The following is a 17,911-nucleotide window of genomic DNA, read 5'->3' as shown; positions in this document are numbered from 1 at the left end:
AATAACTATAAGATGCTAAACAATATTCATATCATCCTTGAGACTCTTGGGCTTAATCTGCAAAAACGAGCCCTACATATCCAGTTTTCTAATCAGGTTTTAAATACACAGGTTTTTATTCAGCGCATTGAAGGTCATCATCAGATTAATGAGGGTTTACAGGCAGAACTGATCTGCCTTTCAACCAATGCAAATCTCGCTTTAAAACAATTTATTGGCTGTCAGGTTGCAGTTGATCAAGTGACTGACCGTGGAGAATTATTTCGAACGACAGGTCTGATTACAGCGGCAAGCCAGGGACAAAGCGACGGAGCTTTGACGCTGTATAAACTGACCCTGCAGGATGCAACTTCCTTATGGCATAAACGCCGCAATAGTCGTGTGTTTATGAATAAAAGCGTTCGGGATATTAGTGAAATTTTATTTAAAGAATGGCAGGCTCGCAGCTCCTTATTTGCAGCACGATTGAGCCTGGATGTTTCTGCCTTGTCACGGGACTACGATGTTCGACCTTTTGTGATGCAGTCAAATGAAACGGATTATGAGTTTCTGACCCGCTTATGGCGTAGTGAAGGCGTTAACTGGCTGATCGATGAAAAGGAAATCATGGTCCCCGTTTCAGCTCAGACCATTCAGCCACAAATTCTACGTTTGATTGATGACCAGCCGCATTTTCAGTCTTTAAAGCGCCGTAGTATCCATTTTCATCGTAGCCATGCCACCGAACCTTTTGACACGATTACTGGTCTATTGGCAGAGCGTTCTTTAAATCCAACCTTAGTACAAACCCAGCGCTGGCACGCGGATCAGCTGGCTCAGAATGAAAGTCAGGTACTGCTCAGTAGCCATCAGCATAGCGAAGTACAGGATAATCAAAGCCTGAATCTTGAAGATGTCTGGACCATTAGCCCAGCCTGGATCAGCGACCTGAATGGAGAAGATCAGACGACTTCAGCCAGTTCTGCTCAACTGGATCAACTCAGCCAGCAGCTACACCAGTCCCATGCCTTGCAGTCCAAATATTTTAAGGCCAGTAGTAGTGTGCGTGATGCACAAGTTGGGTACTGGTTTGAATTACATGATCATCCCGAAATAGATCAACATCCAGCCAATGAACGTGAATTTTTAATTTTAGGGAAATACTTCTATAACCAGAATAATTTACCCAAAGATATTTTGCTGCAGCTTGATCACTTAATACAGTCCAGCCGCTGGAAAGTATTAGATGATGAAAGACAGAGTAATGAATTGTATTTGGTTCGTCGTCATATTCCAGTCGTACCTGAATATCATCCATTACAACATAGGCCTATGGCCTATCCACAGCGGGCGAAAGTAGTTGGACCTGAGGGTGAAACTATTTACGTGGATGAATGGGGGCGGGTCAAGGTTCGTTTCCTGTTTACCCGCAGTGATGACCATCAACATGATGGTGGCGCTGGTGCCAATGATAATGATAGCGACTCGGCTTGGGTAGATGTGTTGACACCATGGGCAGGTGAAGGCTATGGAGCAAGATTCCATCCACGTATCGGGGAAATCGTCGTCATTGATTTCTTTGAGGGAGATGTCGACCGGCCATTTGTGGTGGGTCGTATTCATGAAGCTGAACGGCATCAGACGATGTTTGATGTCAAAGGCAAACTGCCATTAACCAAAAAACTGAGCGGTATCCGCTCTCAGGAGGTAAATGGGGAAGGTTTTAACCAGCTTCGGTTTGATGATACGACCGGACAGATTAGTGTACAGCTACAAAGTAGTCATGGGGCTAGCCAACTAAATTTAGGAAATCTAAGTCACCCTAAAGAAGATGAAGTGAGTGATGGGCGTGGTGAAGGGTTTGAGCTTAGGACGGATCAGTGGGGAGCAGTGAGGGCGGGGGCTGGCCTGCTTCTTTCAACACATAAACAGGGAAATGCTAATGCCAACCACTTAAATAGTAGCCCGGCTAAAAGCCAGCTTGAATCAAGTTTAAATAATAGTAAGGCCTTAAGTGACGTTGCTAAAAACCAGCAAACTGATCCTTTAGAGGCACTTGATCATCTGACAAATTTTCTGAACCAAATTGAACAGCAGGATCAAAGTAAGGCTGAAACCTTTAAACAGGCGCTAATGGTACTTTGTGCACCAAATTCAATTGCACTTTCAACGAATGAAGATTTGCACTTATTGGCTGATAAACATATTAACCACAGTGCCGCGGATAGCATCAATTTTTCAACCCAGAAATCTTTAATTGCCCATGCTCAGGACAGGATTAGCCTGTTTGCAGCACAAAAAGGATTCAGAGCCATTGCGGCAAAAGGCAAAATTGAGCTTCAAGCACAAGATGATGCAATTGAAGCTATTGCTCGCAAACAAATTAAAATTATTTCGACTGAAGATCAGATTGAAATTATAAGTCCTAAAGAAATTGTACTGACTGCGGGTGGATCTCAGTTAAAGATTAATAGACAGGGAGTATTTAGTACTACAAGTGGGAAGTTTGAGTGTAAAGCGGGGCAGCATAGTTTTGTGGAGGGGGATAAAGTTAAAACTGAAATACAAACTTTACCTGTAATTCAAGATGTTAAGACTTTTACAAACAGATGGGACTTTTATGATCTATTTTATGAAGCTAATTTTTCAGAAGTTAAATACAAATTAATTAACAATAAAAATAATACCTATATTTCCGGAACACTCGACCAACATGGTCGAACTCAACGAATAAATACATCTATTAATGAGGATTATGACATTCTCATTGGTACTGCTGATGATTGGTCTGTGTCATTAGATGATGGAAGTAAAGATCAAGAAATAGAGCATGGCTGTAACGCCCATTGTTGCAATGAAGAAGGGGATTAATCGTGTATTGTCTAGCAAATATCAGATTTTTAGATGCTTTAGATCAGCCTATTCAAGGGCTAGCACATCAATTATGGGTAGGTTCTAGTTTGATATCAGAATATATTACTCCTGAAAATGGAGAATCCGTTTGGATTAAACGGCCAGTAGGCACAACAATTGAAGTAAAAGTTAAAAGTACTATAGGCGAATATAAATCTAAAATAAAACTAGAGCTGGTAGGTGAGAAAACTAATTTTATTATTCGGAGCCCTAAAATTCTATTAAAAGGAGTTAATTTTTCTGCCAAGGATGTAGCAACGGGTACATATGTCAGATCGACATATATTGTTGCTGAAGGTGATTATTTATCTCGAATAGCAGATGATAATCATACGACTACAACAGAATTGATTAGGATCAATAATTTAAAAAGTGATACTGATATTCATCCTGGACAAGTGTTAAAAATTCCTGTAAAAAAAGCGGAAGTATCAACGCCATCACCTGAAAGTAAGCCAAAACTACAACAAATTCGACAGGAAAAAACCAAGATTATTGTTGTTCAGAAAAAAGATACTTTAGCTTTGATAGCAAAATTAACAGGTAATCTCGTCTATGAAATCAAGAAATTAAATAATTTATCCAGCGATAATCTTAGTCAAAACCAAAAAATAAAAGTTTACGACCGTAAAGTGGTATTTCCTGTATCTGACCCACAGTTTGAGAAGAAGAAAGAAGAGATAAAAACTGCAACGCCCCCAACAGTAAAACAAGATGCATCAAAGAATAAGAAAGAGACTCCTGTAGCTAAAGTTGAATCTTCTGTTCCAGTCAATGCTAAGGGGTTACTGCCACAAGCATGTGGTGGAGAAAAGCACTACAAAAGAACTTTGAGTAGAATTGCTGAACTACATTCAGTGTATCAACCCTATGTTATTAATTTGATTAATACTGCATATAAAGAATTAAAAATAACTTGGGTAATTACAGATGGCTATAGAAGTCCAAGAGAACAGAATGCTCTGCCTAGTGCAAATACTAATGCTAAAGCTTTGCAAAGTTACCATCAATATGGATTAGCTATAGATATTGTTTCAGTTAGGAATGGTGAAATAACATATCTCTCAGACAGTAAGCAATCTATCGAGGATAGTAAAAAAATAGGTCCTATAGGACAAAAAATAGGATTAGTATGGGGGGGAGTTTGGAGAAAAAAGGATTGGCCACATTTTGAATTACATCCAAATGGTAAAACTTGGCGCGAGTTAAAACCTCAATTAATAAAACTTGGTGCTGAAAATTATAGAAAATTGGCCTTTTAGGTAAAAGTATGAAAAATCTTATAAAATATATTTTAGTGTATTTTTCCCTTGTGGGATGTATGAGTAATCAGGTAATGGCATATTCATATACAGGAGAGGAAATAAATAATAAATTTAAAAAATTACAAGTTATAACCATACCATTTGAATATGAAGATGGAAGAATTTCAGATAAAAATGTCAATATATATAAAATAAAAAATAATGAATGCGTAATTGTAGCTATTTTGAATAACGAGTCTAATTTTGGTGGTTATGAAGATGTTATTTTTTTTAAAAAAAATAAAATGTATTTAGGATATACGAGAACTTTTTTTTCTATATTTCTAGATAAAGAAGCAACGAAAAAGTCTACAAAAGTTAAATATGATGAGCTACTAGATGACTCTGAAACTGAAAATGAATTACAGAATGACTTTAAAAAATATTTGAAAAAAATGAATAAAAATACACGTGCACAATGTGGATAAAATTTCGCGTCAAAAATAATATCTTTTTGATTTGAAATATATGTTTATGTTTGAACTAATGTTAATAAGTGAATTCAAAAAAAGCAGCTAAACCTAACTGCTTTTTTTAAAAATTACCCTTCCAAAACCTCTTCCAGCAATTCCTCACTCGGCGCAAAGTAATATGCACCATCTATTGGAGTCACGAAGTGGAGCAAGCGGTCATGTATTCCATCGCCAGACGTACCGAACATACGCTCTAACATGGCATCAATAATGTTTAAATCTTTGGTGTAGGCAATGAAGAACAGGCCTTGGTCACCACGACCATCACCATAAGGCAGGGAGTGACGTAAAATTTCCATTTCTTCACCTTCCTCGTCTTCAACTACTGTACGAGCAACATGTGCATTGGCAGGTTTTACATCATCATCGAGCTCAATTGATTCAAGCTTGGTACGACCCATTACTTGCTCTTGAGCATCAACTTTTAGCTTTTTCCATTTTTCCAGATTATGCGCATAACGCTGTGCAAAAATAAATGAACCATCCTGGAAAATACCGGCATCTTCACCGACTAAAGCGACTTCAGCGCGATCATCCGGGAATTGCGGGTTTTCAGTACCATCGATGAAGCCGGTAATATCACGTCCATCAAAATAGCGGAAGCAGACACGTTCATCCAGCACTTCAACTTGATCGCGAATTCCTTCAAAGAAAGCCTGACTTAAAGCAAAGCAGATATCAGCACGTGCGCTAGCAATATGAATCAGTACATCCGCAGGAATAACTGGCATATCAAATGAACCTTGAATCGGCTCGAGTTGTTTAAAGCCTACAGGAGCTTGATCATAAAGTTTCGCCCACAGTTCAGGACCAAAAGCCACGCCTGTTTTAATTTGCGCATTAGGATGTTGAGTAATCAGACGATCACGTGTCGTAAATAATTGCTCTAATTGCTCTTTAAAATCTTCAATGCTGAGATCTTTAAGACGTAAAACAATAAAACGAGCATGATCTGAAGGTAATGGCAAAATTACAGATTGGGCTGTCATTCATGGCTCCTGTAATAAAAATTCCTGTATTTAATCGAACTATTGTGCCTGAAGCCATACAGGGTGAATAGTATTCAGATTAAATTTTAGCGAGATTTTGATCTGAATATATTTGAAAAGTCATATAATACGCTTCAAGTTTTCTATCGAGCAGATTCATGTCCTATCAAGTTTGGTTTGCCTACATGCTGGCCTGTTGGGTGATTAGCATTTCCCCGGGTGCGGGCGCCATTGCTTCGATGTCGAGTGGCCTGAATTACGGTTTTCGACATGGCTACTGGAATGCTTTAGGCTTGCAGTTGGCTTTACTAGTTCAAATCGCCATTGTCGCTGCCGGCGCTGGGGTGTTATTTGCTACGACACCTTGGGCATTCCTGCTGGTGAAATGGTTTGGCGTGGGCTACCTGCTTTATCTAGCATATTTACAGTGGACTGCGCCGATGCAGTCAATTGAGATTCAGCATGAATTAACCCGTAAATCAGCGGGGAAGTTGGTGCTGCATGGTTTTCTTGTGAATATGAGTAATCCAAAGGCGATTGTGTTCCTGCTTGCGGTATTGCCACAGTTTCTGGATCTGTCCAAACCTCAGTGGATTCAGTACGTGATTATGGCAGCAACCATGGTCACCATTGATCTGATTGTGATGGCGGGTTATACCGGATTGGCAGCGAAAGTTTTAAGATTATTGACATCAGCAAAGCAACAAAAAATATTAAATCGCAGCTTTGCCGTGCTGTTTGCCTGCGCTGCAACCTTGCTCAGTTTGGTGCATCAGGCTTAAACATAAAGGTGCATTACACAAAAATAAAAACAATGTGATGTCGCTAGCTTTTGAATATAAAACATAAAAATAATAAAAGAGGTATTCCTATGTCTGGTCAATTCGACTGCGTGTCTATTATTAAAAAACCAACTATCCATGAATATGGCTGTTGTATCAGTCATTGCATTCAGTTGCCGGATGGCACTCAAAAAACTTTAGGTGTGTTCCTGCCGACAGAACAGCCGATCGTGTTTGAAACTGCTGTGGCAGAACGTCTGGAAATTATTTCCGGTGAATGTCTGGTGCAGATCGGTGAGGATGCGCATTATCAGCGTTATGTACCAGGACAATCTTTCTATGTACCTAAACATAGTCGGTTTAAACTGTTATGCCGAGAAGTTGTGGATTATGTTTGTCACTTTGAATAGGGGAGTGAACTTACTCAGGTTGAACTTTTAACTGTTTCAAAAAATCTTGTTCGGTCATCACGATAATGCCGTGTTGTTGCAACAGGGCAGCAGTGACGCCTTGACCTTGAATTTTTGTCCCAGTAAATGATCCATCATAAATCAGGTCACTGCCACAAGATGGGCTATTGGCTTTGAGGATGGCATGTGTTACTTGAAATCTTCGGGCAAGATCTAAAGCAGCATAGGCGCCTTGAATAAAAGCCTCTGAAATATCTATACCATTTATATCGAGAACATGAGCGTGGCGTAGCAGTACATTGTGACCATTCCCAGATTGAATCTCGGCAGGCGGGCGGGGGATGGCTAAGCCACCACTGACTTCAGGGCAAAGACTGACATATTGATCAGGTAGCAGATGTTGCAGCAGTTCCTTGAGCAGACAATCCTGTCCATCGTAACGGAATTTATGACCGAGCAAACAGGCACTAATCAAATAGCGTTTGCTCTGCATGACTTAACTCAGTTTCTTAAATTTCTGTATACAGAAGATCAGGGTAAACAGTACTGACATGGTCAGGACAATGGTTAGACCTGTCGAAGTGTTGAGGCCTGCACTTGACCAGAGACCAACCGTTACCCCAATCTGAGCAATCACGAAGGCCCAGATCACCATTTGTCTTGGTGAGTTCGCAAGCAAGCGAGCCGTCAGTGCCGGAATGACCAGCAGGGCTCCCATTAGAAGTGAACCTACTGCTCGAAGTGCCAATATGGTGAATAAGGCCAGTAATAACATAAAGATCAGGCGTTGTAATTTGGCATTCACACCTTCGCTGATCGCCATATCAGGATCAATGGCAATTTGGATCTGTGCCTGCCAGCTTTTATAAATCACAGCCAGTGCAACAATAATCACCACAGCAAAAGTGGGTAAATCATTCCAGGAAATCGTCAGCAAATCACCGAACAGATAACTCAGCAGTTCCGGTCTTAAACTCGGTAAATGCTGAATGAACAATAAGCCTGAGCAGAGCAGGGTGGCTGAGCAGAGCGCAAGCAATGCATCGTTCGGTAAGCGAGGATCATACAGCACCCATAAAATAGCCACCAGCAATAGGGCAATAAAGGTCACACCCATCCACAGCGGCAGACTCATGGCACCAGCAATGGCAACACCCAGTAAAGTTCCATGCGCCATGGTATCAGCAAAGAAAGACATACGACGCCACAGCATCAAACAGCCCAGCGGCGCAGTCAGGAACACCAAGAGTGTTCCCATGATCCATGCAGGTAAAAGCAGTTGTAACCAGTCCATCATGGCTTAAGCTTCCGGCTCGGGGTGAATATGCGGTCGTGTATCGTGCTGACAAGGTGTTGCAGAGTCGCCATGGGCACAGTGATCATGATGATGCTGGTAGAACACCCGATTGGTGCCAAAGATCGCCTGATATTCTGGATGCTGCTGCACACTTTCCGGTAATCCGCTACAGCAAATATGTTTATTCAGACAAACCACACGATGCGTGCCTTGCATTACCCATTGCAGGTCATGCGAGACCATTAAAATGGCACAGTCATATTTTTCTGGCAGGCTACGCACATATTCATACAGCTCGGCTTCGGATTGGATATCCAGACCTTGCATGGGTTCGTCTAGAACCAGGATATCCGGCTGGCGTAGTAAAGCGCGTGCTAATAATACACGTTGACGCTCACCGCCAGAAAGTTGTTGAACTTTGGAGTTTTCCAGCTTGGCAATACCGGTATCACGGATGATTTCAGCTTTAATAGCTGAAGGGCATTTCTCGAGAGCCAATAAGTCTTTTACCCGTAGCGGCAAGCTATGCGAAGGATTGAATTTTTGTGGTACATAAGAAAATTTCAGTTTGCGCGCCGTATTAATCTCACCGGATTGCGGTTTCACAATTCCGAGCATAACTTTAATTAAAGTCGACTTGCCGGCACCATTTGGACCAATGAGTGTGACAATCTCTTTCTCCTGCAAAGAGAAGTCAATGGCTTTTAAGATGTCCCGCTCATCGATATTGACCCAAATTTTAGAAAGTTGAATCAGCGGTACGGGAGTTAGGCTTTGTTGCGACACTGCTGACAGATTCCTGAAATCTCAATGATGCTGTGATGAGCACTAAAATCATCTGAGCTTGCTAATGCGTCGAGCTGATCCAGTAATCCTTGTGCAGATGCTTCTGTTACGGCTTTACATTCGGTACAAATCAGGAAAGCCGCTTGGTGACCTTCACGTGGATGACAGCATGGAATATAGGCATTAATAGAAGTCAGACGGTGAATAAAGCCTTTTTCTAATAAAAAGTCGAGCGTGCGGTATACTGTGGGTGGTGCCGCAGGACGATCACTATTATTTTTAATCTTGGCCAGCAGATCATAGGCGCCCATGGGACCTGAAGCATTTAAAATCAGTTCGAGGACTTCCTTACGCAAAGGCGTAAGTCGCGCACCAGTTGCTGCACACAGGCTTTCCGCTTCAGCCAGGCGTTGTTCCACGTTCGGATGATCGTGTACGCCGTGCAATGCGTTGTGGTGTTCGTGCGAACAGGAACCCATAGTTCACCTCAAGTGCGAAACTGAAATTAAAAGAATTTTAAATCTTATCATGAAGCGTTGTCAGTTTCGATTGGGCATAGGTATTTTTGCAAATTTGTTATATTATAACACTTAGTGTTTTTACCGCGATTTTCACCCATGTCTCGTTTCTTTGCGTTCTGTGCCCTGGCTTTATTGAGTACCTTAAGTTGGTCACAAAGTCTGGTGGTTTCTACGCATCCGATTTACCTGATTGCCAAAAAAATTACCCAAGGGGTAGAACAGCCAACCTTATTATTGGCCAATCAGACTGGACATGATGTCAGCCTGACCCCGGCACACCGTAAAACCATTCAGGATGCGGGGCTGGTGATCTGGCTGGGACAGGCCCATGAAGCGCCTTTGGCAAAAGTACTCGAAGAAAGTAATAAAAGTATCGCAATTCTGAATTCCAGCATTATTAATCCTTTACCAATGCGTAATCCGCGTGGTGAAGCGTTAAAAAATACAGTTGATACACATGTCTGGCTGGATCCAAATAATGCAGTTCGCATCGGTTTCTTTATTGCTGCGCTGCGTTCACAGCAAATGCCACAGTACCGTGAAACTTACTGGAAAAATGCACGTGCTTTTGCACAAAATATGCTGACGACAGCACAACGTTATAGTTCAACTTCCAAGCCACGCCCCTATTGGTCATATCATGATGCCTATCAATATCTGGAGCGTCCGCTAAACCTGAAGTTTATGGGTGCACTCACCGATGATCCGCATGTGTCACCAACGGTTGCACAGATCAAGTACCTGCAGGATACCCGCGCACAGACCAAAATGTGTCTGCTGGCTGAGGGACATGCCAATGCCAATCAGTACAGAAAACTGAACCCGGTAGTTTTCCAGCATGTAGACGAAAGCATGAGTGGGGCAGGGGACTTTATCCAAGGCTGGCAACAATTAGCTGATCAAACGAACAAATGTGTGCTAAATTCTCGATAATGATTAAAAAGTGATCGAGTTTTGCTTAGTTTAGAAGCGATTGAACCATCGAATTTTTCGAAGCTAAGCTCGGGAAAAGATTGCATGTTAAGGGGTGTAACTCTATAATGCCTGCGATTAAAAATAATCATCAGCTAAACTTGTCAAGCATGATTGCTGTGAGTGAATAAATAATGAGCCGAACTAGTCGCTTGATTGACCGACGATTAGCGAAAGCTTTAGTCATCTTGCAAGCAGTAATGATACCCGTTTCAGCGTTGTTAGGTTGGGTTCTGAAGGACACAACCGCAGCCTTGAGTGCAGCCTTGGGTGCATTCGTATGTTGGCTGGCGACCTGCTACTTTAGCTGGCAGTCGTTTCGTGCTGCGGGCGCGCGAGCTTCCAAACAAGTTCTATCGAACATGTATAGGGGCATGCTCGGTAAGTTTGCAATTGTGATTGTTGGATTCATTTTGATTTTAAGCAATGTCAAGCCGTTATCCCCGGTTGCATTGTTTTGTGGTTTTATACTCGTTCAAGCCATGTCGTGGGTCGCTCCGTTTTGGGTGTCACGTCTACAAAGACGAGTTTAAGCGCAGCAAAAATTGAAAAGTTTTTTCAGAAATAAGCGAGATATCAAGCAGCACGCGATATTCGTAAGTTTCATTAGTTTTTGACATTGACCAGGTGTGATTTATGGCTGCTGAAGAACATGCCCTTACTTCGACCGAGTACATCAAGCACCACTTGACCAACATGACCTATGGCAAAATGCCGGACGGTACATGGAAATTGGCCGAGAATGGTGCTGAAGCTCAACAGATGGGGTTCACTGCTATTCACTTGGATTCAATGGGTTGGTCAATCGGCCTTGGTATTCTTTTCTGTTTCATGTTCTGGATCGTAGCGAAAGCTGCAAACTCTGGTGTTCCTACCAAGTTCCAGTCTGCAATCGAAATGATTATCGAGTTTGTTGACTCAAGTGTACGCGATACTTTCCACGGAAAATCGCGTTTGATCGCTCCACTAGCGCTAACCATCTTCGTGTGGATTTTCCTCATGAACTTGATGGACTTGATCCCTGTTGACTGGATTCCTTATATCGCTCAACACGTGATTGGTAGCCTTCTTGGTATTGATCCGCACCACGTTTACTTCAAGATCGTTCCATCTACTGACCCTAACATTACCCTTGGTATGTCATTGTCTGTATTTGCGCTTATCTTGTTCTACAGTATTCGTGAGAAAGGCATTGGCGGTTTCGTTGGTGAGCTTGCACTTAACCCATTTAACCCAAGTAACCCAGTTGCAAAAGCGTTACTCATTCCAGTGAACTTGATTCTTGAATTGGTAACCTTCCTTGCACGTCCAGTTTCATTGGCTCTACGACTGTTCGGTAACATGTATGCGGGTGAGTTAATCTTCATTCTTATCGCGTTATTACCGTTCTGGATCCAGTGGGCGTTATCTGTGCCTTGGGCGATCTTCCACATTCTTGTTATTACGCTACAGGCATTCATTTTCATGATGCTGACTATCGTATACTTGAGCATGGCAAGCGAAAAGCATTAATGGTATTGCCTAACTGTCACGGGATGGTTGGGCACAATTTTTTAACTTAATTTGGTATAAAACCTAACCTCTGAGGAATTATCATGGAACTCACTTTAGGTCTAGTTGCAATTGCATCTGCTATCTTGATCGCTTTCGGTGCTTTAGGTACTGCGATTGGTTTTGGTCTTTTAGGCGGCCGTTTCCTTGAAGCTGTAGCTCGTCAACCAGAATTGGCTCCACAACTTCAAACTCGTATGTTCTTAATCGCGGGTCTTCTTGATGCTGTGCCTATGATCGGTGTTGGTATTGGCTTGTTCTTCATCTTCGCTAATCCATTTGTAGGTTAATCAGCTTAATTCCGAAATTCACTATTTGAGGAATTTGCAATGAATATCAACCTCACATTGTTTGGCCAAGCGATTGCATTTGCGATTTTCGTCGCATTCTGCATGAAGTTTGTATGGCCACCACTAATCAATGCGATTAGTGAACGTCAGCGTAAAATCGCTGATGGCTTAAATGCTGCTGAAAAAGCGAAGGCTGACCTTGCAGATGCGCAAGCACAAGTGAAAGCTGAACTGGACGCGGCAAAAGCACAAGCGGCTCAATTGATCGAACAAGCGAACCGTCGTGCAGCGCAATTGGTAGAAGAAGCTCGTACTCAAGCGTCAGCTGAAGGTGAGCGTATTCGTCAACAGGCTAAAGAAGCTGTTGATACTGAAATCAATTCTGCTCGCGAAGAATTACGTCAACAAGTGGCTGCTCTTGCAGTTGCTGGCGCTGAGAAAATTCTTAGCCAGCAAGTTGACGCAGAAGCTCACAATGCCATGCTGACTCAGCTGGCTGCTAAACTTTAAGAGAGGCGGATTATGGCTGAACTCTTGACGTTGGCACGCCCTTACGCTAAAGCAGCATTTGCTTACGCTTCTGAGCAAGGTACAGCTGACTCTTGGTCAACTGCACTTGAATTGCTCAGTGCTGCGGTGCAAGACGAAGCATTTTCAGCTTATCTAAATCGCCCTGAGTTGACACCTGCTGAGCAGGTGACACTTTTTGCTAAAGTTTTAGGCGAAGACCAAACGCCTGCAGTGTCAAACTTTTTGACAATGCTTGCTGAAAACGCACGTTTGGCTTTGCTTCCTGAAATTGCTGCAGAATATGAACAGCTCAAATCACAGAATAACAATACTGTGGATGTTGTGATTGAATCAGCATTCCCATTGACTTCTGTACAGGAACAACTCCTTACTCACGCATTAGAGAAAAAATTCGAAGCGGCGGTAAATGTTTCTGTAGATGTTAAACCAGAGCTTATTGCTGGTGTGGTTATTCGTGCAGGCGACCAAGTGATAGATGATTCTGCGCTTAATAAGCTTGAAAAAATGCGTACTCGTCTTCTTGCTTAAGAAATAAGAAGACTGAACTTTAAAAAGATTGAGGTATAGCGCAATGCAACAACTGAATCCATCCGAGATCAGTGCGCTCATTAAACAGCGTATCGGCGATCTGGACACCAGCGCGACCGCTAAAAACGAAGGTACCATTGTTATGGTATCCGACGGTATTGTGCGTATTCACGGCCTTGCTGATGCAATGTACGGTGAAATGATCGAATTCGACGGCGGCTTATACGGTATGGCACTGAACCTAGAACAGGATTCAGTGGGCGTCGTTGTTTTAGGTAACTACTTAAACCTTCAAGAAGGTCAAAAAGCGCGTTGCACAGGTCGTGTATTAGAAGTTCCGGTTGGTCCAGAACTTTTAGGCCGTGTAGTAGATGCTTTGGGTAACCCGATTGATGGTAAAGGCCCAATTGATGCAAAATTAACTGATGCTGTTGAAAAAGTAGCACCAGGCGTAATTTGGCGTCAATCAGTGGATCAACCTGTACAAACTGGTTATAAATCAGTAGATACAATGATCCCTGTAGGCCGTGGTCAACGTGAGTTGATCATTGGTGACCGTCAAACTGGTAAAACAGCTATGGCGATCGACGCGATCATCGCTCAGAAAAACTCTGGCATTAAATGTGTATACGTAGCAATTGGTCAAAAACAATCGACTATCGCTAACGTTGTGCGCAAGCTAGAAGAAACTGGCGCTATGGCGTATACAACTGTTGTAGCAGCAGCGGCAGCGGATCCAGCAGCAATGCTTTTCCTTGCTCCGTACTCAGGCTGTACAATGGGCGAATACTTCCGTGACCGCGGTGAAGATGCTCTGATCATCTATGATGACTTGTCTAAACAAGCTGTAGCATATCGTCAAATTTCATTGCTTCTTCGTCGTCCACCAGGTCGTGAAGCTTACCCAGGTGACGTGTTCTATCTACATTCACGTCTACTTGAACGTGCTTCTCGTGTATCTGCTGACTACGTTGAGAAATTCACTAACGGTGAAGTTAAAGGCCAAACTGGTTCATTAACTGCATTGCCGATTATTGAAACTCAAGCGGGTGACGTATCTGCATTCGTACCAACCAACGTAATTTCGATTACTGACGGTCAGATCTTCCTTGAAACATCATTGTTCAACGCGGGTATTCGTCCTGCTGTGAACGCGGGTATCTCTGTATCTCGTGTTGGTGGTTCTGCGCAGACTAAGGTCATCAAGAAATTGTCTGGTGGTATCCGTACTGCACTTGCACAGTACCGTGAATTGGCAGCGTTTGCTCAGTTCGCTTCTGACCTTGACGAAGCAACTCGTAAACAACTTGAACACGGTCAACGCGTAACTGAGCTTATGAAGCAAAAACAATATGCTCCATACTCAATCGCTGACCAAGCTGTATCAGTTTATGCATCTAACGAAGGCTATATGGCTGATGTAGAAGTTAAGAAAATCGTAGACTTTGACGCTGCGTTAATTTCTTACTTCCGTTCAGAACATGCTGCAGTTATGCAAAAAGTTGACGAGACTGGTGCTTGGGACAAAGATATCGAAGCTGAATTCAAAGCTGGTATTGAAAAGTTCAAAGCGACTCAAACTTACTAATTTAGCAACTTGCTAATTAGTGTTGGTTTGGTTCACGGAATCAACCTTCGAGGGCTCGAAAGGGCCTTCGAATACTAGGTTAAGCGTATGGCAAATTTAAAAGAAATTCGCGCCAAAGTAGCTAGTATCAAAAGCACGCAGAAAATTACTCGCGCGATGCAGATGGTAGCAGCTTCTAAGATGCGTCGTGCGCAAGAGCGCATGGCTCAAGGCCGTCCGTATGCCGAAAATATGCACCGTGTAATTGCTCACTTGGTTCAAGCGAATCCTGAATACAAACACCGTTATATGGTTGAACGTCCTGTAAAGCGCGTTGGCTATATCATCGTGTCATCAGATCGCGGACTTGCTGGTGGTTTGAACATTAACTTGTTCAAGAAAGTGGTAAAACACGTTCAACAGCAACAAGAGCAGTCAATTGAAGTTCAATTTGCTTTGATTGGTCAAAAAGCGGTTTCGTTTTTTAAAAACTACGGCGGTAAAGTACTTGGTGCGACCACTCAAGTGGGTGACACTCCAAGTCTTGAACAGTTATCTGGTTCTGTACAGGTGATGTTAGACGCTTACGATAAAGGCGAGTTAGATCGTATTTATCTAGTATCTAACGGCTTTGTCAACGCCATGACTCAAAACCAAAAGATCGAACAGCTTGTTCCTTTAGCAGCTGCTGAAGAAGACAAGACGCTTAACCGTCAATACGGTTGGGACTACATCTACGAGCCTGAAGCTGAAGAGCTTTTAAATGGCTTGTTGGTTCGTTACATCGAGTCTGTGGTGTATCAAGGTGTGATCGAAAACATCGCGTGTGAGCAGTCTGCTCGTATGGTTGCAATGAAAGCTGCAACAGACAACGCTGGTGATTTGATCAAGAACCTGCAACTTATTTATAACAAGCTGCGTCAAGCCGCGATTACTCAGGAAATTTCTGAGATCGTTGGTGGTGCCGCTGCCGTTTAACATATATTAGTTTGAATTGAGGAGACAGCAATGAGTAGCGGTCGTATCATTCAGATCATCGGCGCGGTTATCGACGTCGAGTTTGAACGTAACAGCGTTCCTAAGATCTATGACGCTCTCCAAGTTGACGGTACTGAAACTACATTAGAAGTTCAGCAACAACTTGGTGATGGCGTAGTTCGTACTATTGCAATGGGTTCTACTGAAGGCCTTAAGCGTGGTTTGAACGTAACTAACACTAACGCTCCGATTTCTGTACCAGTAGGTACAGCGACTCTAGGTCGTATCATGGACGTTCTTGGTCGCCCAATCGACGAAGCTGGTCCAGTTGCAACTGAAGAGCGTTTACCAATTCACCGTCAAGCGCCTTCTTATGCAGAACAAGCGGCTTCTACTGACCTTCTAGAAACTGGTATTAAAGTCATTGACTTACTATGCCCGTTCGCGAAAGGTGGTAAAGTTGGTCTGTTCGGTGGTGCCGGTGTTGGTAAAACTGTAAACATGATGGAGTTGATCAACAACATCGCGAAAGCGCACTCAGGTTTATCTGTGTTCGCTGGTGTTGGTGAGCGTACTCGTGAAGGTAACGACTTCTATCACGAGATGAAAGACTCTAACGTTCTAGACAAAGTAGCAATGGTCTACGGTCAGATGAACGAGCCACCAGGTAACCGTCTACGTGTAGCGTTGACTGGTCTGACTATGGCTGAGTACTTCCGTGATCAAAAAGACGAAAACGGTAAAGGCCGTGATGTACTATTGTTCGTTGACAACATCTACCGTTATACACTAGCAGGTACTGAAGTATCAGCACTTCTAGGCCGTATGCCATCTGCAGTAGGTTATCAGCCTACACTTGCAGAAGAGATGGGTGTTCTTCAGGAACGTATTACATCGACTAAGTCTGGTTCTATTACGTCAATCCAAGCGGTATACGTACCTGCCGATGACTTAACGGATCCATCGCCTGCAACTACGTTCGCTCACTTGGACGCAACTGTTGTATTGAGCCGTGACATTGCTTCTCAAGGTATTTACCCTGCGATCGATCCACTTGACTCTACTTCACGTCAGCTAGATCCACTTGTAGTTGGTACTGAGCATTACGAAATCGCTCGTTCAGTTCAAAACGTTCTTCAACGTTATAAAGAATTGAAAGACATTATCGCAATTCTTGGTATGGACGAATTGTCAGAAGAAGACAAACTTATCGTGTATCGCGCACGTAAGATCCAACGTTTCTTCTCTCAACCGTTCCACGTAGCTGAAGTGTTTACTGGTGCTCCTGGTAAACTTGTACCGCTTAAAGAAACGATTCGTGGCTTTAAAGGTCTTCTAGCTGGTGAATACGATCACATTCCAGAACAAGCGTTCTATATGGTTGGTGGTATTGACGAAGTGATTGCTAAAGCTGAGAAACTTTAATTAGTTCCCTAATTTAGGAGATTCTCATGGCGACTATGCAATGTGACGTTGTAAGTGTTCAAGAGTCTTTGTACTCAGGCACTGTAACTATGCTAATTGCTAAAGGTGCTGGCGGCGAGTTAGGTATTATGCCTGGTCACGCTCCGCTGGTAACTTTGCTCCAACCTGGCGCGATCCGCGTTATTTTGGAAAACGGTACAGAAGAATTAATCTATGTATCTGGTGGTGTTCTAGAAGTTCAACCGCATGTTGTTACGGTTCTTGCTGATACAGCAGTCCGTGCAGAAAACTTGGATGAAGCGGCAATTATTGAAGCGCGTAAACACGCTGAACAATTGCTAGCAAATCAAAAGGGCGATTTGGACGCTGCTGCTGCTTTGGCTGCTCTTGCAGAAACTGCTGCTCAGCTGGAAACGATCCGCAAAATCAAAAACCGCGCAATGTAATTGCTGGTTTAAGATTGAAGAAACCACCCGAAAGGGTGGTTTTTTTATTGTAAAAATTCAGTTTGAATCTACTTATCTTATAAGTCTAGTAAAAAAAGTAGTCGCTTGTTAGATCTGTTAAATAGCTTTTTAACCAACCCGTATAATTATATTTTGTACCACACGATAT

The 17,911-nt window shown here is 42.8% G+C and carries 20 protein-coding genes; 15 read left to right on the top strand and 5 right to left on the bottom strand.

Annotation, left to right across the window (positions count from 1 at the left end; translation table 11 throughout):
- Nucleotides 1–12 precede the first annotated feature (12 nt).
- Genes B3D47_RS11375 through B3D47_RS11365 form a run of 3 tightly spaced genes read left to right on the top strand, consistent with a single transcriptional unit; the run spans nt 13 to nt 4,624 of the window.
- Nucleotides 13–2,850 (top strand): type VI secretion system Vgr family protein, encoded by a 2,838-nt coding sequence (locus B3D47_RS11375; protein ID WP_286862090.1) that lies wholly within the window; start codon nt 13–15, stop codon nt 2,848–2,850.
- A 2-nt stretch (nt 2,851–2,852) separates the two neighbouring features.
- Complete coding sequence (locus B3D47_RS11370; protein ID WP_286862088.1) at nt 2,853–4,154, top strand: LysM peptidoglycan-binding domain-containing protein; 1,302 nt, start codon at nt 2,853–2,855, stop codon at nt 4,152–4,154.
- A gap of 8 nt (nt 4,155–4,162) precedes the next feature.
- Nucleotides 4,163–4,624 carry a hypothetical protein gene (locus tag B3D47_RS11365; protein ID WP_286862086.1) on the top strand — a complete coding sequence of 154 codons (462 nt, stop codon included), beginning with the start codon at nt 4,163–4,165 and terminating at the stop codon, nt 4,622–4,624.
- A gap of 113 nt (nt 4,625–4,737) precedes the next feature.
- Here B3D47_RS11365 and B3D47_RS11360 read toward each other — a convergent pair whose 3' ends face one another.
- Nucleotides 4,738–5,658, bottom strand: a complete 921-nt coding sequence (locus tag B3D47_RS11360) for a Dyp-type peroxidase (RefSeq protein WP_004895311.1) — start codon at nt 5,656–5,658, stop codon at nt 4,738–4,740.
- 158 nt (nt 5,659–5,816) lie between these two features.
- Between B3D47_RS11360 and B3D47_RS11355 the strand changes: the two genes are divergently transcribed.
- Together B3D47_RS11355 and B3D47_RS11350 are read left to right on the top strand one after the other, a co-directional pair.
- Nucleotides 5,817–6,440: a LysE family transporter gene (locus B3D47_RS11355; protein WP_005220285.1), complete on the top strand. Its 624-nt coding sequence runs from the start codon at nt 5,817–5,819 to the stop codon at nt 6,438–6,440.
- An 89-nt stretch (nt 6,441–6,529) separates the two neighbouring features.
- Complete coding sequence (locus B3D47_RS11350) at nt 6,530–6,850, top strand: pyrimidine/purine nucleoside phosphorylase (protein ID WP_004895307.1); 321 nt, start codon at nt 6,530–6,532, stop codon at nt 6,848–6,850.
- 10 nt (nt 6,851–6,860) lie between these two features.
- Here the strand turns inward: B3D47_RS11350 and B3D47_RS11345 are convergent, their stop codons facing one another.
- Genes B3D47_RS11345 through B3D47_RS11330 form a run of 4 tightly spaced genes read right to left on the bottom strand, consistent with a single transcriptional unit; the run spans nt 6,861 to nt 9,412 of the window.
- Nucleotides 6,861–7,343, bottom strand: a complete 483-nt coding sequence (locus B3D47_RS11345) for a DUF523 domain-containing protein (protein ID WP_286862083.1) — start codon at nt 7,341–7,343, stop codon at nt 6,861–6,863.
- 3 nt (nt 7,344–7,346) lie between these two features.
- The gene (gene znuB, locus B3D47_RS11340) at nt 7,347–8,147 is read right to left on the bottom strand and encodes a zinc ABC transporter permease subunit ZnuB (RefSeq protein ID WP_286862081.1); all 801 of its coding nucleotides are present in this window, start codon (nt 8,145–8,147) and stop codon (nt 7,347–7,349) included.
- Nucleotides 8,148–8,150: 3 nt separating this feature from the next.
- A complete protein-coding gene (gene znuC, locus B3D47_RS11335; protein ID WP_180185371.1) occupies nt 8,151–8,933 on the bottom strand; it encodes a zinc ABC transporter ATP-binding protein ZnuC in 783 nt (260 codons plus the stop codon).
- Nucleotides 8,915–9,412 (bottom strand): transcriptional repressor, encoded by a 498-nt coding sequence (locus tag B3D47_RS11330; RefSeq protein WP_278364598.1) that lies wholly within the window; start codon nt 9,410–9,412, stop codon nt 8,915–8,917. The genes znuC and B3D47_RS11330 overlap by 19 nt, the downstream gene beginning before the upstream one ends.
- Nucleotides 9,413–9,550: 138 nt before the next feature.
- Here B3D47_RS11330 and B3D47_RS11325 point away from each other — a divergent pair, with 138 nt between their 5' ends.
- From B3D47_RS11325 to B3D47_RS11280, 10 genes are all read left to right on the top strand, one after another.
- Nucleotides 9,551–10,387 (top strand): metal ABC transporter solute-binding protein, Zn/Mn family, encoded by an 837-nt coding sequence (locus B3D47_RS11325; RefSeq protein ID WP_286862079.1) that lies wholly within the window; start codon nt 9,551–9,553, stop codon nt 10,385–10,387.
- A gap of 173 nt (nt 10,388–10,560) precedes the next feature.
- On the top strand, nt 10,561–10,959 hold the full coding sequence (locus B3D47_RS11320) for an ATP synthase subunit I (RefSeq protein WP_004814246.1): 399 nt from the start codon (nt 10,561–10,563) through the stop codon (nt 10,957–10,959).
- A 103-nt stretch (nt 10,960–11,062) separates the two neighbouring features.
- Entirely contained in the window at nt 11,063–11,938 is an 876-nt protein-coding gene (atpB, locus tag B3D47_RS11315) for a F0F1 ATP synthase subunit A (RefSeq protein WP_004814247.1), read from the top strand.
- 83 nt (nt 11,939–12,021) lie between these two features.
- On the top strand, nt 12,022–12,267 hold the full coding sequence (gene atpE / locus B3D47_RS11310) for a F0F1 ATP synthase subunit C (RefSeq protein WP_000424060.1): 246 nt from the start codon (nt 12,022–12,024) through the stop codon (nt 12,265–12,267).
- A gap of 39 nt (nt 12,268–12,306) precedes the next feature.
- On the top strand, nt 12,307–12,777 hold the full coding sequence (locus B3D47_RS11305; RefSeq protein ID WP_004814248.1) for a F0F1 ATP synthase subunit B: 471 nt from the start codon (nt 12,307–12,309) through the stop codon (nt 12,775–12,777).
- A gap of 12 nt (nt 12,778–12,789) precedes the next feature.
- Nucleotides 12,790–13,326 carry a F0F1 ATP synthase subunit delta gene (locus B3D47_RS11300; RefSeq protein WP_163164576.1) on the top strand — a complete coding sequence of 179 codons (537 nt, stop codon included), beginning with the start codon at nt 12,790–12,792 and terminating at the stop codon, nt 13,324–13,326.
- A gap of 43 nt (nt 13,327–13,369) precedes the next feature.
- Entirely contained in the window at nt 13,370–14,914 is a 1,545-nt protein-coding gene (atpA, locus tag B3D47_RS11295; RefSeq protein WP_004814250.1) for a F0F1 ATP synthase subunit alpha, read from the top strand.
- Between the two features lie 87 nt (nt 14,915–15,001).
- Entirely contained in the window at nt 15,002–15,871 is an 870-nt protein-coding gene (gene atpG, locus B3D47_RS11290; RefSeq protein ID WP_004814251.1) for a F0F1 ATP synthase subunit gamma, read from the top strand.
- 30 nt (nt 15,872–15,901) lie between these two features.
- Complete coding sequence (atpD, locus tag B3D47_RS11285; protein WP_286862076.1) at nt 15,902–17,296, top strand: F0F1 ATP synthase subunit beta; 1,395 nt, start codon at nt 15,902–15,904, stop codon at nt 17,294–17,296.
- Nucleotides 17,297–17,322: 26 nt separating this feature from the next.
- Nucleotides 17,323–17,742: a F0F1 ATP synthase subunit epsilon gene (locus B3D47_RS11280; protein ID WP_004814254.1), complete on the top strand. Its 420-nt coding sequence runs from the start codon at nt 17,323–17,325 to the stop codon at nt 17,740–17,742.
- Nucleotides 17,743–17,911: the final 169 nt, after the last annotated feature.

Origin of the sequence: Acinetobacter sp. UBA3461 (genome assembly GCF_002381195.1) — a bacterium.
GTDB lineage: Bacteria > Pseudomonadota > Gammaproteobacteria > Pseudomonadales > Moraxellaceae > Acinetobacter > Acinetobacter schindleri.
Note: the sequence above shows the minus strand (reverse complement) of the source record. Positions and strands in the feature narration are given on the sequence as shown.

Excerpts from the sequence above, each read along its gene's own strand:
- B3D47_RS11375 (WP_286862090.1), top strand. The coding sequence starts at position 13 with ATGCTAAACAATATTCATATCATCCTTGAGACTCTTGGGCTTAATCTG.
- B3D47_RS11365 (WP_286862086.1), top strand. The coding sequence starts at position 4,163 with ATGAAAAATCTTATAAAATATATTTTAGTGTATTTTTCCCTTGTGGGA.
- B3D47_RS11360 (WP_004895311.1), bottom strand. The coding sequence starts at position 5,658 with ATGACAGCCCAATCTGTAATTTTGCCATTACCTTCAGATCATGCTCGT.
- B3D47_RS11355 (WP_005220285.1), top strand. The coding sequence starts at position 5,817 with ATGTCCTATCAAGTTTGGTTTGCCTACATGCTGGCCTGTTGGGTGATT.
- B3D47_RS11350 (WP_004895307.1), top strand. The coding sequence starts at position 6,530 with ATGTCTGGTCAATTCGACTGCGTGTCTATTATTAAAAAACCAACTATC.
- B3D47_RS11345 (WP_286862083.1), bottom strand. The coding sequence starts at position 7,343 with ATGCAGAGCAAACGCTATTTGATTAGTGCCTGTTTGCTCGGTCATAAA.
- znuB (WP_286862081.1), bottom strand. The coding sequence starts at position 8,147 with ATGATGGACTGGTTACAACTGCTTTTACCTGCATGGATCATGGGAACA.
- B3D47_RS11330 (WP_278364598.1), bottom strand. The coding sequence starts at position 9,412 with ATGGGTTCCTGTTCGCACGAACACCACAACGCATTGCACGGCGTACAC.
- B3D47_RS11325 (WP_286862079.1), top strand. The coding sequence starts at position 9,551 with ATGTCTCGTTTCTTTGCGTTCTGTGCCCTGGCTTTATTGAGTACCTTA.
- B3D47_RS11320 (WP_004814246.1), top strand. The coding sequence starts at position 10,561 with ATGAGCCGAACTAGTCGCTTGATTGACCGACGATTAGCGAAAGCTTTA.
- atpB (WP_004814247.1), top strand. The coding sequence starts at position 11,063 with ATGGCTGCTGAAGAACATGCCCTTACTTCGACCGAGTACATCAAGCAC.
- atpE (WP_000424060.1), top strand. The coding sequence starts at position 12,022 with ATGGAACTCACTTTAGGTCTAGTTGCAATTGCATCTGCTATCTTGATC.
- B3D47_RS11305 (WP_004814248.1), top strand. The coding sequence starts at position 12,307 with ATGAATATCAACCTCACATTGTTTGGCCAAGCGATTGCATTTGCGATT.
- B3D47_RS11300 (WP_163164576.1), top strand. The coding sequence starts at position 12,790 with ATGGCTGAACTCTTGACGTTGGCACGCCCTTACGCTAAAGCAGCATTT.
- atpA (WP_004814250.1), top strand. The coding sequence starts at position 13,370 with ATGCAACAACTGAATCCATCCGAGATCAGTGCGCTCATTAAACAGCGT.
- atpG (WP_004814251.1), top strand. The coding sequence starts at position 15,002 with ATGGCAAATTTAAAAGAAATTCGCGCCAAAGTAGCTAGTATCAAAAGC.
- atpD (WP_286862076.1), top strand. The coding sequence starts at position 15,902 with ATGAGTAGCGGTCGTATCATTCAGATCATCGGCGCGGTTATCGACGTC.
- B3D47_RS11280 (WP_004814254.1), top strand. The coding sequence starts at position 17,323 with ATGGCGACTATGCAATGTGACGTTGTAAGTGTTCAAGAGTCTTTGTAC.